Origin of the sequence: Bacillus sp. THAF10, from assembly GCF_009363695.1 — a bacterium.
Lineage (GTDB): Bacteria > Bacillota > Bacilli > Bacillales > Bacillaceae_I > Sutcliffiella_A.
In genome coordinates, this window is record NZ_CP045403.1 from 662,670 (window position 1) to 676,644 (window position 13,975).

A 13,975-nucleotide genomic window follows, 5' to 3' on the forward strand; every position below is an offset into this window, starting at 1 on the left:
GAGGATGTAAGAGATGAAAGATAATCCGAAAGTGTTAATCGTTAGTGAGGAAGAGGTAATTGCAGATCAGCTTCAGCGGGTCTTATCGGAAGAAGGTCAGGTGGAAGGGCTGCAATACCAGGAGCTACGAGGAGAGTTTGATCGCTTAGCACCTGATTTGATTTTTATCGTCCAAACGGAGGATGAGTCGACTTGCATCGATGCCATTGATTATATTCATCAGGAAAATCCGCTTGTGATGGTCGTGTTTATTGCTGCATCGCAAAACTTTCAGCTGCTGCGGACGGTAACAAGAGCCGGTGCAACTGACTTCTTTGTGTTCCCAGATGAGTGGACATTGTTTAACGGGAAGCTTGAGAGTATCCTGCATATGGCAAAAGAAAGAAAGTCCCAGTATGAGGAAGTGGCAAGCTCTCAACAAACGTTTAAACGCGGTCGTGGTCAGGTGTTTTCTTTTTACAGTGGTAAGGGTGGCAGTGGCAGGACGTTAATCGCCTCTACCTTTGCGCAAACGTTAAAGTTCGAATCCACAGCACAGGTATTGTTAATTGATTTAAACCTCCAATATGGAGGAGTGGAGACGTTTCTTTCCATCGAATCGAATCGCTCGATTGCAGACCTTTTGCCAGTTTTAGATGAGCTTAATGAAGGACATATTCGCAATGTTTCCGAGCGCGAGGAGTACTCAAAGCTAGAGGTACTCTTAAGTCCAAGGGATGCAGAAGTGGCCGAAAGCTTAACAGATCTATTTGTCTCAAAATTAATTCGAACATGCCGAAGAAGCTATGATTTTGTCTTGATTGATCTTCCGGTTTCCATGAATGAACAGACCTACACGGCTCTAGAGGAGTCGGACAAAATCTTTTATATATTAAATCTTGATACCCCATCAATCAGCATGCTAAAACAGGTGGAATTGCTTTTTGCTAGACTTGGTCTCGACATGAAGGAGCGAGTGCAGCTCGTGTTTAATGAGGTAGGCAGAGAAAATGAGATTAGCCCAAAGGATGTAAAAGAAATGCTCGAATATCCAACAGCTGTCGAGCTGAAACGTGATATTAAAGGCGTCCAATCTTTTGTAAATAAAAGTGAGCCACTACGAAAAGAAGCAGATGAGAAAAAGATCATCCCGTTTGCAAAGGATATTCGAAAATGGGTCAGTGGGATGATTGAGTAAGAAAAATGGATGATGAAGGAATGAATATGGATGTCAATTTTTAATCGAAAAGGGAAAAGTTCTGACAGACAATCGCATGAAAGAACTTTATACGAAAATCCATATATTAATGAGCTTGTGGAGCACTATAAAACTCGTATTCTTAAAGAATCGAATCTTGAGGTGCTGACAAGCTTGTCGCAAGGGGAAATGAGGCTGAGGATTGAGCAGTTAATTTCCCAGTTTATGAGTGAGGAAAAGGTGATTATTTCTCGCCATGATAAAGAAATGCTGCTGACGAGGATTATAGATGAGTCGGTAGGCTACGGGCCGCTTGAGTCTGTCCTGAATGATCCAAGCATCACAGAGATTCTCATCAACGGACATAAGGAAGTATATGTTGAGCGGGAAGGAAAGCTGGAATTATCTTCTATTACCTTTAAGGATGATCAGCATATTCGACATGTCATTGATCGGATCGTTGCGCCAATCGGCCGAAGAATAGATGAAAGCTCGCCAATGGTGGATGCAAGACTCCCGGATGGAAGTCGTGTGAATGCGGTTATTCCGCCAATCAGCTTAAATGGCCCTCTCGTTTGTATCCGTAAATTCAGACAGGATCCCTTCAAAATGCAGGATCTTCTGCAGTTTGATTCCTTGAGTGATGACATGGCCATTTTCTTAGATGCGATTGTAAAAGCCAAACACAATATTCTCATCAGTGGTGGTACGGGTAGTGGGAAAACGACTCTACTAAATGTTCTTGGTAGCTCCATTCCACTTAATGAGCGGGTAATTACGATTGAGGACTCTGCAGAGCTTCGACTAGATAAGCCGAATGTCGTTGGATTAGAGGCACGTCCGCAAAACGTCGAAGGCAAAGGGGAAATTACGATTCGCCACCTTGTGAAAAATGCCCTCCGGATGCGCCCCGACAGAATCATCGTCGGAGAGGTTCGTGGAGCAGAAGCCTTTGATATGCTACAAGCAATGAACACTGGACATGAAGGTTCGATCACCACCATTCATGCTAACTCCCCATTTGACGCACTGCGAAGAGTAGAGGGAATGGTCATCATGGCAGGAATGGACCTACCAACAGCTGTCATAAGGGAGTACATCCTTGGCGCACTTGATTTTATCGTCCAGGGTGAACGTTTAACAGATGGAACCCGTCGGATAACCAGTATCTCTGAGGTACATAGAACCTCGACAGGAGATATGGAAATTGTCGAGATCTTCCGCTTTTACCGTACTGGGATAAAAGAGGATGGCAAAGCGGACGGGTATTATGCACCAACTGGGAAAATTCCAGTGTGCCTAAAAAAGCTGAAAATGTATGGCCTTGATATTGGTGAAGAGTTGTTTCAGGAAGCGAAGGTGAAGGCATTATGAACAACACGCTCATGCTAGAAGCCGCGATAGCTGGACTTGCTGCTCTACTGTTTGTTTGGGGTATGTATGCTTACCTTGGCTATCGAAAAGAAAAAAAGGAAATCAAACAAGTATACGGTGCTCATTTTCAGAAAAACCAGGAACGAACGAGCTTTATTTCTTCACTGGGAGACCGTTTTGATAAATCAACTTACGCTGGGGCGGTTAGGGAAAAGCTGCTTCAAGCCAATGTTACCCTCTTGCCATCTGAGTTTTATGCGATTTTAATCCTGGTAGGGTTTGCTGCAGGTATTTTCTTGTTTTCTGTCTTTAATCTGAGCTTTTTCGCAAGCTTTTTCGTTGGCGCGATTTTAAGCGTCAGTGCCAACTTCTTCTTTTTCATCATTCGTAAAAATAAGTACATGGACAGAATAAGTGACCAGCTTTCTGAGGTTTGCCGGATGATGGCAAACAGTACAAAAGCAGGCCTGACGATTACCCAAGCCATCGAAGTCGTGGCAGGTGAAATGGGAGGCCCAGCTGGGGAAGAATTTAAAAACATGGCCCATAATCTTCGTCTTGGAGTCGATATGGAACGGGTGCTCAAGCAATTAGAGCGAAAAATCCCAACAAAGGAATTTAAGCTGTTTGTAGCCACCATCCTTATCCAGCGAAAGTCAGGTGGGAATCTCTCCGCAGTATTAGAAGAGATGGCAAGAACCTTAGACGATAGGAAAATTTTGAAGCAAACGGTCAAAACCATGACGGCGGAGCAACGTTTTATCTCCTACATTCTGCCTGCGATGCCAATTTTCATGATTTTCATGATGAACACGGTGATGGATGGGTTTATAGATCCTATATTCACCTTACCGGGTGCTATTCTAACCATTATTTTCGCTATCGGACTATTAATCTCATTTGTACTCGTTCGCGCGGTTACAAATATAAGGGTGTAAAGCTATGGACTCATTGATTTTAGTAGTGGTCATACTGTTCTGGTTATGTGTATTTTTAGGACTTGTGAACATCTACCAATATAAAACAAAAAAGAAGGTGCTGACAGGTCACCTGAACGAGGTTATTGTCGAAAGATCCTTTTTAGGAAAGCCAGAAAAAACCACGCGCATAAGTAAGCTAATTGCAAAGCTTTCTAAATACGCAGATGATTTTTCGGCTTTAGGGGAGCGAATCAATTTTTTTAGTGAATCCTCTGACCTTGCTGTACTTTTGAAAAAAGCGGGCTATCCGTACGAGTTAACTGTCGGAAGGCTACAGGGAGCGAAAATTGTTTTCTTTATTTTAGGCTTTTTGGCAGGGGCCACTTCGGTCATTCTCGGGCTTCCTTTTTCCAATATACTATTTGTAGCTCTTCCTTTTGCTGGCTTTTTTGTTCCGATTTTGTGGATTCGTTCCAAAGCAAAGGAACGGCAAAACAGGCTACGTCGTGATCTGCCAGATTTTCTAGACACCGTTACCATCAGTCTTCAGGCAGGGGCTGGGCTGGATCAGGCAATTCGGGAAACAATTAACCACTTTGAAGGTCCAATTCGCCAGGAGTTTTCAAGGCTCATGAGTGAAATTAGCATCGGTGTTCCGCGGGAAAAAGCATACAAGGATATGCTGGAGCGCAACGACAATCCGGATTTTCAAAACTTTATTAAAGCGCTACTTCAAGGAACAAAGCTAGGAGTGCCGGTTGCCACGACATTCCGAATTCAATCAGAAGAGATTCGAAAGGTTAGCATTGAACAGGTAAAAGAAAAAGCAGCAAAAGCCTCTCCAAAGGTTACGCTCATCACCTCCTTTGTCATCGCACCGACAATTATGCTCTTTATCCTAGGACTAGTAGTGCTTAACCTGATTTACGGAGATAACAATATTTTAGATATGCTCTAAAAAAATTCCGCTTTTGAAAGGAGTGATGTAGAGATTCTACTAAGCTCGTATTTTCAAAATTTATTAACCAAAAAAATTTTAGGAGGAATATAAAATGAAAAAAATGATGCAAGGGTTGGCAGCAAAAGCACAGGGATTAATGGTTCAAGCAAGAAACGCAGTTAACAACGAACGTGGAGCACAAACAATTGAGTGGGTAGCATTAGCGTTAGTTATTCTTTTCTTGATGGCGGCAGTTTCTACTGCGATGAAGGGTAACGGAGGGGATATTGCTAGCAGTATGGTTAATAAAATTTCTGAGTTAATTAAACGAGTGGGAAGCGAGTAATCGAATATGAGAATCCACTTAGAGAAGAAACTCATCTTGTTTTTACTACTTTCTCTAATTTTAGTGCTTGCTGGCTGCCAAGAGGATTCCGCGGGGAACACTGAAACAAACCCGCCGGAGCAGGAAACTCCTTCTGAGGAAAAGCCAAATGAAAAAGATGAGGAAGAGCAAAAGTCACAAGAAGAAACAGATAATAGTGGGAATGATGAACAACTTTTAGACACCATAATAAACACCCCGCCTATTCCTGAAACGATAGAGGGAGTCGTAAATTATCCTATTGGGGAATTAGCGCATATAAAAAGCACCACGGAGGAAGCAGGAGAGTATCTGAAAGAAATTCCACCTTTATCTGAGGATGCATCAGAAGAAGAAATGACACAATACGTAAATTATATCTATGCTCTATTCAAAGTGGACTATGAATCCCCTGACTCCTTATTAGAATCAATGGAAATTATGAATGCGGATAATCCTGATGAAGTAACAAATAAGGAACTTCAAAAAGACCAATACAATGTGATTATCGCCCTAGATGCCAGTGGAAGTATGGCTAATTACATAGGCGATAAAACGATGATGGACATCGCAAAAGAGGCTATAAATGAGTATGTAGGCTCTTTGCCGGAGAATGCTAATGTTGGTCTCCGAGTATATGGACATGAAGGAACAGGATCTGATGCAGACAAACAGTTGTCATGTGACGCTAATGAGTTAATTTATGAGTTAGGATCATTTGACAAAAGTAGTTTTGAAACTGCGTTAAACCCGATTAAACCAGCTGGATGGACACCATTAGCTAGTGCTCTTGAGCAATCAGCAGAGGACTTGAAAAAATTCAGTTCTGAAAACAGTCGTAATGTTATTTATTTTGTAAGTGATGGGATTGAAACGTGTGATGGTAATCCGGTTGAAGCGGCAAAAGCAGCCAAAGCTTCCGGTATGGACCCAATTGTAAATATTATTGGCTTTGGAGTTAATAACGAAGATAGCAAAAAATTAAAGGAAATTGCAGATGCAGCAGGTGGAAATTATGCGGATGTTCATAATCAATCCCAACTAAACGAGCAATTTAGCAAATCCGTTGATGAGGTTTTAAAATGGCAAGCATGGCACACCAAATCTCAAAGCGAAGTAGCGAATAATTACCATGAAAACTTTTTCGGTTTGAATGCCTGGGAGAACAAATGGATGAGTAAAAATATTCATTTTTCTTTATCAGCAAGCACAGCAATAACCATTTTATCAAATGAAAACTTAATCACCTACGATCAAAAGTACTGGATGGATGACTTACTCAAAGAAAAATTCAAAAAACAAGAAAAACTAGTAAAAAACCTATACAACAAACTTTTCGAACTCAACAAAGAAAACTACAACAACAAAATGGACGAAATTTACAAAATCTATAAAAAGAACAGCCAGTGAGACAGGGGGACGGTTCTCCTGCCTCAAAATAGAATAGAAGGTTTTACTACCTTCTATTCTAGTATTTTTAAAGGGAAACCAGGAGGATGGAAGCCGATGCAGTGGATGAATAAGTGGAAGGACGATGAAAAAGGATCATTAACGATAGAGTTTCTGGGGATGCTGCCGTTAATGCTCCTTATGATCCTTATTTTGTGGCAGTTTATGATTAGTGCGTATGGAGTGATTGTCACCCAATCTGCAGCCAATGATGCAGCCAAAGCGTATTCTCTTTCTGCTAATGAAAGTGAAGCAAGGGCTGCGGCAAGTGAGACACTGCAGGCCGGGAGTAATTTACGCTATGACAGTGTGTCTGTAAGCAAATCATCAGGCTCTCAAGAATTCGAGGTCACGGTTAATGCAGATCTAGAGCTTGTCTTTATTCCGAAAATGTGGGTCTCTAACACACCTTCTGTTAACATCTCCCGTACGGTAAGTGGAAGGGTTTTGGATTAAGATGAAAAAACTCAAAGATGAAAAGGGCAACATCATCCTCCTGACTCTTGGAACGTTTGCCGTGATGGGGCTTCTGTTTGTTCTGGTTTTCCATTTTGCTAAGGTGTTTGTGGTAAAAGAGTCCGCTTCTAACTACTCTGATCAGGCGAGTCTTGCAGCTGCGTCTGTCCTGCACGAAAAGCTGGTTGAGGAAATTGAAAATTATGATCGGTCGCTGCCAGGCTTTATTGATGAACTAGTAGATGCTGAAAGTCTGCAGGACAAAATTGAGAGGCGAAAGCAAGAGCTTCGCGGCACTTCGGATTGGCTAGAATTAGAGCTTGAACTCAAAGCCATCAACGAAGTCCTCAAAGAAGAGCTAGAATCGAATAATCCTTTTCTAAAAGATTACATGGATCGCGCATTAAATAATGCAAAGGCGGAAATTCCAGATGCAGTGGAGCGGACCATTCTTAACAACGATGGGCACTTAGACGGAACCGAAATTGAGTTCACAAATGACTTCCGAATAGAAGTGACCACCTCGGTGCGATTCACAGCGCTCCTGTTCGATGATTACATCCCCGAACGAAACCGTTATGTGAAGCAAAAAAGCGAAAGTCCCTCGTTTGTTTTTTTAAGAAACATGAATGACAGTCAATGGCGCTACTGGAAAAAAGAATTTTAATAGATTGCTACGGGCTACAACGATAGAAATTCACCTTTGCTTTTAGGGTGCCCAATTAGTAATGGGAGGAAAGAAAATGAAAAGAATCTTGATAGCCCTTGCTGCCGTCACCGTCTTTTTCATGACAAGTGTCGTTCCCTTCGTACATACAGCGGATGCTTGGAGTCCACGGCCCTGGACTCCAAAACCATGGGAACTAAAAGAATGGAAGCCGGAGCCACCAGCTGAGCTAAAAGAATGGAAACCAAATTCTACAGAAATGAAAACATGGGAGCTCCAGCAATGGGTACTTGTCCAACATGAAATGGTATCCTGGGAGCTTAACAACAACCCCGACTTAACGCCTTGGGAAGTAAGAAACTATCAAATGATTGCTTGGGAGTTAGAGCAGTGGAGTCTCGAGCTTGCGCAAGGAGGAAATCCTTCTGGCGGCTTGGATGGCAACACCTCGATAAACTCACCCCCCGTGCAAGGACCAATTCCTCTGCCACCTGGAGATGTGAACGGTGGGGAAAATTCGGATCCATCAAATGATGGGGGAACCTCTGATGATGACGCAAAAGGGGATGGAGAGACAGATTCTAAAGCTTCTGACTCTAAGGATAAAACTGGGCCGTCTCAATATGATGCCATAAAATTTATTTCCAAAGATGTTGTTGGTTCGACCGTGAATTTTGCCGATAAGATGGTTAGCGGAACTGACGCTGAAGCGATGAAGAATTTTTCCGACTTTCAAAAAGGGATGTTCCTGTCTGGTGTAAAGACGTTTACGAAAGGGAATAATTTTTTTGATAGTACGTTTATGGTGACAGATATTGCCGAGGAATCTAAAAAATCATTTGAAGCTGTCAAAAACCTAAAGCTCATCAATGAAATGAGAGACCTTTCAAGGGCTGGACGAATCGATGACGCTTTACAAATGGCTGGTCAAGTTAAAACGTATTCTGCTACAAATGCCATCGTTGCTTCTGCCCTTTTACCGTTTTCCATTGCAGATACCTATCAAAACTACCAGAAAATAGATGGAACCTCTGGATGGGACCGTGCAGATGCTATTGTCGAAACGATTGGTAGTGCAGGAGGCGTAATGGCTGGTTTAGCAGCGCCTGTTTCCTTCATTCCGGTAGTAGGTCAGGTAGCAGCTGCAGGTTTGCTTGCGGTCGGTACTGTCTTAACATTAGGAAGCGTCGTTTATAAGGCTGCAAGAAACTGGAGGAAAATCAAAGACACAGCAGTTGACACAGTGAAAAGTGTAGGCGAAGGAGTCAAGAAAATTGGAAGCACGATAAAATCTTGGTTCTCATAAAGTCCCTTTTATAAAAGGCTGCTTTCGCAAACTTTGTTGCTACTGCGTAAGCAACACGTAACTAACGTTGCTGTCGTGCTTTTTTAGTGGAGGAAGTTTTAAAAATGTGGCAACTTAACTTCGAGTAATGGATGGAAAAAGTCTTAAAACCGACTTTTTCCAGGTTAATAGCAACAATCTTTTAGAAAAGAGCTTTTTTAAAAAAAGAGTGAAAGATACATCAAGTGAAACGATTAAAAGTGTGGAAGATTGAAGGGAGTAATAAATCATGTTCAAAGTTCAACCTTCACCAAAGATTAATAAATCGATTAGTAAAAAGAAGAAATTTCTCGAAAAGGCAGACCTTTATGAATATGCCCTAAAATATCAAAATGAACTTTACTTAAATGTAGACTTTCTGCAATTTGGTAAAAGTAAAGGTACCCTTTTATTAGATGAGCAAGGAGAAATTGTTCCAAAGGACCAAGCACTTCAACCTGCAATTCTTCACAGTCATTTTAATAATTATATCCACGCCGTCATTAATACCATGATTCCTGAAACTAGAAAATCTATTAAACCCTACGAGGAGGTAGTTTTTCTCCTTGGACCTTTACTAGATTCAGAGGTTCCTGACTATGTACAGACTACCTTTGAATGCTTTCAAAAGGTCGTGGATATCAGAGAAGAACAAAATCAAATTATCTACAAAATAAGAGATATTCAAAATATGGTTTACGATAAAGTTGGTTATTTTACAGAAGAAGATCTGACGGTAATGAGAGAGAATTGTGAAGGCTTTAATGTAGGGCAGTTCACGATTGGAAAAGTTCAGCTAGAAAGTGTAAAGGAAATTGAGCAGACTATCGAGTGGTTAAAGCACAAAAATGGTAACCATCAAAAGCTTATTGGGCTTTTAGAAGATAGCTTATCAGAAAAGTCACAAGCGATTTTACGAAAAGCTTTTGCTGAACAGACAAAAGATTACCACAAAAACGTTGTGGAGTATCCATCTGGAGACGAAGGAGTAGAAAAATATTTAACCGTTTATCGCGAGATTGTTGCCAAAAGTACCGAACAATATATCATTCCTGCCATGAGGAATTAAAAATGAACACCATAAAGCATAGCTTAGGCATTTATACTCAATACTTTGATAAATTTCTTGTTTTCGCATTTACGATTATGCTCCCTTTAATGCTGCTTCAAACCTTCTTTGTTAATTATATTTATTCCACAACCAACATGGAAGGCTCTATGTTGGTTGGTGACTTTGCCAACGCATTTATGAGTTTATTAGTCTTAACCATTATTCAGGTGCCTTACATCAAATTTGTCCTTTTGGAAGAAGAAGGGGAGGAGCATCTAGTAAGGAGATCCTTTCATACGTTTTTGAACCATGCAGCACTTTATTTTCTGTTTGGTGCAGTATTTACCTTGATGGTGATAGTAGGAAGCGCACTATTTGTCCTCCCTGGAATCATTCTTTTAGTTTTCTTTTATTATGTCCCTTACGTCTGGACCAAAAGCGGGTTTGGCTGGAAAAAAGGATTTTCTCGTTCCGCTAAACTAGCGAAAAAACACTTTTTTGCTATCCTTTTCCTTCTTTTGTTAATTGGAATTGTCGATACCGCTCTTAGCGGCGCGGTCACCATGCTAGCTACCAACTTCACCGAAAGCTACTTCGGTGTCCTACTATCCAAGCTCATCATCGCTAGTGTCGTCTACCCACTCGGCGTCATCATCCTAACCCTTAAATTTAACGGTTGGTACAAGGAGATGTTTGCAGGCTGAGGCAGGGGGATGATTCTGCTGGCCTAAATGAAAAGGAGAGATTCTACTTGAGGAAGAAAGAAAAGAAGTGGCGATTGTTTTACAAAATTATCATGATCGTTATTTATGCGGTGATTCTCCCATTGTCTGCCCTGTTATTTTTCATCGGCGAAGGTGGCATCCCATGGGGAATCATCGTGGCAGCCATTGCACTTCCCTTTATGAGGGATAATCACATCAAGAAAATAAGGCAAGGATAGGAAGCGTGGGGTCGGTCTTGTTTCTTCTTTCGCAGAGCGAAGAAAGCGCTAGAATCGTCCTTCCGCTTCCTTTAATTTTTCCGCGAATTCTTTGCTCGCGGTTCTTCTTTGTTTACGAGCAATTGCACGTTTTTCCGCGCTGCTGTGCAGGAATTTTTCTTCTTCTGTTTCTGGATGGACGGCTGGAACGGTTGCTGGTTTGCCTTGATCGTCTAGAGCGACGAAGGTTAAAAATGCAGTAGCGGCAATCGTTCTGGTACCTGTTGTAAGCCCTTCTGCAATAACTTTCACGAAAATTTCCATTGATGATTTCCCTGTCCAAGTGACAAAGGATTCAAAAATGACTGCATCTGTTTGCCGAATAGGAGAAAGAAAATCCACGGAATCCATAGAAGCAGTTACACATTCACAACGGCATAAACGGGACGCAGAAATTGATGCAAGCATATCAACATCTGATAATAGCTTTCCTCCAAACAAGGTATGATGGTTGTTAATATCATTGGGGAATACACGGCTTGTCCTAATCACGCGAGTGTCATTGCAGGTAATTTTCATATTGGTATCTCCTTTAAATAATGATTGCTGATGTCTAAAGTTTAGCATTATAATCCACATCTGAAAAAGTTAAACTCTTTGTTAGGGGAGTTTTTTAAGATGAGAAAGAAATGAAAAAAAATTCGCCCTGCTTTTCATTTGAACACCTTAGAAGCGCACTTCAGTCGCTCATTGTTCCATTTCATGTTTTGTTTGGAATTTTGTAGAGGGAATTTGTAGGTTGTTGTCGAAATGATGTAGTGTTAGAAAAATTATCCAAAGAAGGAGGAGGGCTTATGTTAAACAAAGAGCCTACTGAAAAAGTCGTTACCTTTGAGCAGACCGAATCAACCACCAAAACCTTTCGACACGATTTACCGATTTCGGATCAAGCAAAGGAAATCATGCTCAGTAAAGTGTTCATTGAATTTTCTGCTTGGGTCTTTCATCATCACTTTGCACAAGCAAAAGAATTGTTAGAGGAATTTATACAAGAACATCATCTCCAAGAGGAGAAACAGCAAGGACTGTTACACAATATGTTCTGGTGGAGAACCCTTTATATGGTAGCCAATCGAATGGACATTGTATTTGTAGACGAATTTATTGCTCAAAACTTATCCTATTATAAGGATAAACCATTGGTCATTTCCTGGCTCAAAGAATGGGAAAAAGCTACCTCTAAATTTTATTATGTCGGCCATGTATATAATGACCGAAACATTGTTGTTGTTGATATGTTAACTGAAGAAACCCATGATGTTGTGATTTTTGATCCTGCCGCCACTCTCCCGAAAAACGGGGAAATTGTAATGGGTACACTATTACCTATTGGCGACGGCCTCTACTTTCCTATCATTGATTTCTACCACTTTGACTATCAAGCCCGAGAGCATATCGTAAGGCAAGTCAAGTACCACCTCAACCAACATTCTAAACACTCCTCTATCCAAGAAACCTTTATCCATGTACTTTCACAAGCACTGCAAATAGAGCATCTCGTTGTTAATGATGTTGAATAATGGGAGGCAAGGGAACAGTTTTAGCTTTCATTCGATTGGCAAAACGAGTGAAGCAGGAGAACCGTCCCCCTGCTTCTTTTTTATTGAAGAAGGGAAAGGGTATAATAGAAGGAATAAATACTCTTAGAAGAAGGAGATACCATGACGGATAACAATAAACATGCTGCAATCGGTTGGAATTTCGATAATAGTTACGAGAAGCTTCCTTCGTTGCTTTTTTCAAAAATAGAGCCAAATAAAGTGGAGTTACCGGAATTGATCGTGCTGAACGACGAGGTTGCAAAAAAGCTAGGATTAGATGCACAAGCACTACAAAAACAATCAGGCGTTGAAGTGCTGGCGGGTAACACACTCCCAGAGGGTGGTTCTGGTATTGCACAAGCCTATGCAGGGCATCAGTTTGGTGGGTTCACGATGCTTGGTGATGGACGTGCCTTATTAATTGGAGAGCAGCTCACACCGAATGGTGAGCGTTTTGATTTGCAGTTAAAAGGCTCTGGACGTACTCCCTACTCTCGTGGTGGCGATGGTCGCGCGGCGCTTGGTCCAATGCTCCGGGAATACATCATAAGTGAGGCAATGCATGGTCTTGGGATTCCCACTACCCGCAGCCTTGCCGTGGTGACAACAGGAGAGAAGATTCTCCGTGAACGGGTGCTACCTGGTGCAATCCTGACACGAGTTGCATCGAGCCACTTGCGCTTTGGTACTTTTCAATATGTTGCTAACTGGGGAGACCTCGAAACATTGCGTGCATTAGCAGATTACGCCATGAAACGTCATTACCCTGAGCTAGCGGAAGGGGATTACCTTGGCTTTTTCCGACAAGTAATGGAGCGTCATGCCGCACTTATTGCTAAATGGCAGCTTGTCGGGTTTATTCATGGCGTGATGAACACCGATAACATGACGATAAGCGGGGAAAGCATTGATTATGGGCCGTGTGCGTTTATGGATACGTTCGACCCGTCAACAGTCTTTAGTTCCATTGATGCTCAAGGTCGTTATGCTTATAAAAATCAACCTCGAATCGGTGGTTGGAATCTCGCTCGTTTTGCTGAAAGCCTGTTACCACTTTTTCACGAGGATCAAAAGCAAGCTGTGGAGCTAGTACAGGAGGAGCTATACCAATTTGAGGCTATGCACAAGGGTTACTGGCTAAGCGGCATACGTGCAAAGCTAGGATTGTTTGGTGAAGAGGAGAAGGATGAGGAATTAGTAAAGAAACTCCTTCAAATTATGCAGGAGCATAAAGCAGATTTTACGAATACGTTTAGAGCGCTGTCGATGGGTAAGTTGGATGAGACAGACTTGCGTGACAAACCTGGTTTTGGTGCATGGCTGGAAACTTGGCGTGCTCGATTAAAGAGACAGGCTAAGTCGGATGCTGAAGTCCAAGCGCTCATGCAGCAATCCAATCCTGCCATCATCCCGCGCAACCATCGGGTAGAGGCAGCTCTTGAAGCAGCGGTGGAACATGGAAACTACCGAGTAATGGAAAACTTAGTGAAGGTATTGAAAAACCCTTATGCCTATTCCACTGAACAGGAAGATTATTGTGTGGCACCTGGCACAGAAGCGTTAGGTTACCGAACATATTGTGGAACATAAACATGAAAAATAGAAAAATCCCGCGCCATTTTCCTTGGAACGCGGGATTTTTTGTGTGTTGTGGGGGAGTGGGGAGAAAGGGTTCATTATTAAGCGGACTTTGGGGGAATAAATCCGGATTTGCTCATCAAAATAAATCC

The 13,975-nt window shown here is 41.8% G+C and carries 16 protein-coding genes; 15 read left to right on the top strand and 1 reads right to left on the bottom strand.

The window, feature by feature from the left end:
* Window positions 1-13: 13 nt before the first annotated feature.
* From FIU87_RS03645 to FIU87_RS03700, 13 genes are all read left to right on the top strand, one after another.
* On the top strand, window positions 14-1,177 hold the full coding sequence (locus tag FIU87_RS03645) for a CpaE/TadZ family protein (RefSeq protein WP_152443332.1): 1,164 nt from the start codon (window positions 14-16) through the stop codon (window positions 1,175-1,177).
* Window positions 1,178-1,207: 30 nt separating this feature from the next.
* Window positions 1,208-2,551: a TadA family conjugal transfer-associated ATPase gene (locus tag FIU87_RS03650; protein ID WP_152443333.1), complete on the top strand. Its 1,344-nt coding sequence runs from the start codon at window positions 1,208-1,210 to the stop codon at window positions 2,549-2,551.
* The gene (locus FIU87_RS03655; protein WP_253905503.1) at window positions 2,548-3,489 is read left to right on the top strand and encodes a type II secretion system F family protein; all 942 of its coding nucleotides are present in this window, start codon (window positions 2,548-2,550) and stop codon (window positions 3,487-3,489) included. The genes FIU87_RS03650 and FIU87_RS03655 overlap by 4 nt, the downstream gene beginning before the upstream one ends.
* 4 nt (window positions 3,490-3,493) lie before the next feature.
* Complete coding sequence (locus FIU87_RS03660) at window positions 3,494-4,429, top strand: type II secretion system F family protein (RefSeq protein WP_152443334.1); 936 nt, start codon at window positions 3,494-3,496, stop codon at window positions 4,427-4,429.
* Window positions 4,430-4,523: 94 nt separating this feature from the next.
* Window positions 4,524-4,757 (top strand): hypothetical protein, encoded by a 234-nt coding sequence (locus tag FIU87_RS03665; protein WP_152443335.1) that lies wholly within the window; start codon window positions 4,524-4,526, stop codon window positions 4,755-4,757.
* Window positions 4,758-4,763: 6 nt separating this feature from the next.
* A complete protein-coding gene (locus tag FIU87_RS03670; RefSeq protein WP_152443336.1) occupies window positions 4,764-6,185 on the top strand; it encodes a vWA domain-containing protein in 1,422 nt (473 codons plus the stop codon).
* Between the two features lie 96 nt (window positions 6,186-6,281).
* On the top strand, window positions 6,282-6,680 hold the full coding sequence (locus FIU87_RS03675) for a TadE/TadG family type IV pilus assembly protein (protein ID WP_152443337.1): 399 nt from the start codon (window positions 6,282-6,284) through the stop codon (window positions 6,678-6,680).
* A gap of 1 nt (window position 6,681) precedes the next feature.
* Window positions 6,682-7,347, top strand: a complete 666-nt coding sequence (locus FIU87_RS03680) for a Tad domain-containing protein (RefSeq protein WP_152443338.1) — start codon at window positions 6,682-6,684, stop codon at window positions 7,345-7,347.
* A 76-nt stretch (window positions 7,348-7,423) separates the two neighbouring features.
* Window positions 7,424-8,653, top strand: coding sequence for a hypothetical protein (locus tag FIU87_RS03685; RefSeq protein ID WP_152443339.1), 1,230 nt, complete (start codon window positions 7,424-7,426; stop codon window positions 8,651-8,653).
* Between the two features lie 127 nt (window positions 8,654-8,780).
* Window positions 8,781-8,906, top strand: a complete 126-nt coding sequence (locus FIU87_RS21520; protein WP_301538652.1) for a hypothetical protein — start codon at window positions 8,781-8,783, stop codon at window positions 8,904-8,906.
* A 15-nt stretch (window positions 8,907-8,921) separates the two neighbouring features.
* Complete coding sequence (locus FIU87_RS03690; protein ID WP_152443340.1) at window positions 8,922-9,740, top strand: hypothetical protein; 819 nt, start codon at window positions 8,922-8,924, stop codon at window positions 9,738-9,740.
* 2 nt (window positions 9,741-9,742) lie between these two features.
* Window positions 9,743-10,426 (top strand): hypothetical protein, encoded by a 684-nt coding sequence (locus FIU87_RS03695; protein WP_152443341.1) that lies wholly within the window; start codon window positions 9,743-9,745, stop codon window positions 10,424-10,426.
* Between the two features lie 47 nt (window positions 10,427-10,473).
* The gene (locus FIU87_RS03700) at window positions 10,474-10,665 is read left to right on the top strand and encodes a hypothetical protein (RefSeq protein ID WP_152443342.1); all 192 of its coding nucleotides are present in this window, start codon (window positions 10,474-10,476) and stop codon (window positions 10,663-10,665) included.
* A gap of 48 nt (window positions 10,666-10,713) precedes the next feature.
* On the opposite strand, the gene FIU87_RS03705 is transcribed toward FIU87_RS03700, so the two are convergent.
* Window positions 10,714-11,223, bottom strand: a complete 510-nt coding sequence (locus tag FIU87_RS03705) for an acyl-CoA thioesterase (RefSeq protein WP_152443343.1) — start codon at window positions 11,221-11,223, stop codon at window positions 10,714-10,716.
* A 275-nt stretch (window positions 11,224-11,498) separates the two neighbouring features.
* Here FIU87_RS03705 and FIU87_RS03710 point away from each other — a divergent pair, with 275 nt between their 5' ends.
* Window positions 11,499-12,224, top strand: a complete 726-nt coding sequence (locus FIU87_RS03710) for a hypothetical protein (protein ID WP_152443344.1) — start codon at window positions 11,499-11,501, stop codon at window positions 12,222-12,224.
* A gap of 141 nt (window positions 12,225-12,365) precedes the next feature.
* On the top strand, window positions 12,366-13,835 hold the full coding sequence (locus FIU87_RS03715; RefSeq protein ID WP_152443345.1) for a protein adenylyltransferase SelO: 1,470 nt from the start codon (window positions 12,366-12,368) through the stop codon (window positions 13,833-13,835).
* Window positions 13,836-13,975 lie beyond the last annotated feature (140 nt).

What these genes read in the sequence shown, in the direction of transcription:
- FIU87_RS03645 (WP_152443332.1), top strand. Translation starts at nt 14, where the DNA reads ATGAAAGATAATCCGAAAGTGTTAATCGTTAGTGAGGAAGAGGTAATT.
- FIU87_RS03650 (WP_152443333.1), top strand. Translation starts at nt 1,208, where the DNA reads ATGTCAATTTTTAATCGAAAAGGGAAAAGTTCTGACAGACAATCGCAT.
- FIU87_RS03655 (WP_253905503.1), top strand. Translation starts at nt 2,548, where the DNA reads ATGAACAACACGCTCATGCTAGAAGCCGCGATAGCTGGACTTGCTGCT.
- FIU87_RS03660 (WP_152443334.1), top strand. Translation starts at nt 3,494, where the DNA reads ATGGACTCATTGATTTTAGTAGTGGTCATACTGTTCTGGTTATGTGTA.
- FIU87_RS03665 (WP_152443335.1), top strand. Translation starts at nt 4,524, where the DNA reads ATGAAAAAAATGATGCAAGGGTTGGCAGCAAAAGCACAGGGATTAATG.
- FIU87_RS03670 (WP_152443336.1), top strand. Translation starts at nt 4,764, where the DNA reads ATGAGAATCCACTTAGAGAAGAAACTCATCTTGTTTTTACTACTTTCT.
- FIU87_RS03675 (WP_152443337.1), top strand. Translation starts at nt 6,282, where the DNA reads ATGCAGTGGATGAATAAGTGGAAGGACGATGAAAAAGGATCATTAACG.
- FIU87_RS03680 (WP_152443338.1), top strand. Translation starts at nt 6,682, where the DNA reads ATGAAAAAACTCAAAGATGAAAAGGGCAACATCATCCTCCTGACTCTT.
- FIU87_RS03685 (WP_152443339.1), top strand. Translation starts at nt 7,424, where the DNA reads ATGAAAAGAATCTTGATAGCCCTTGCTGCCGTCACCGTCTTTTTCATG.
- FIU87_RS21520 (WP_301538652.1), top strand. Translation starts at nt 8,781, where the DNA reads ATGGATGGAAAAAGTCTTAAAACCGACTTTTTCCAGGTTAATAGCAAC.
- FIU87_RS03690 (WP_152443340.1), top strand. Translation starts at nt 8,922, where the DNA reads ATGTTCAAAGTTCAACCTTCACCAAAGATTAATAAATCGATTAGTAAA.
- FIU87_RS03695 (WP_152443341.1), top strand. Translation starts at nt 9,743, where the DNA reads ATGAACACCATAAAGCATAGCTTAGGCATTTATACTCAATACTTTGAT.
- FIU87_RS03705 (WP_152443343.1), bottom strand. Translation starts at nt 11,223, where the DNA reads ATGAAAATTACCTGCAATGACACTCGCGTGATTAGGACAAGCCGTGTA.
- FIU87_RS03710 (WP_152443344.1), top strand. Translation starts at nt 11,499, where the DNA reads ATGTTAAACAAAGAGCCTACTGAAAAAGTCGTTACCTTTGAGCAGACC.
- FIU87_RS03715 (WP_152443345.1), top strand. Translation starts at nt 12,366, where the DNA reads ATGACGGATAACAATAAACATGCTGCAATCGGTTGGAATTTCGATAAT.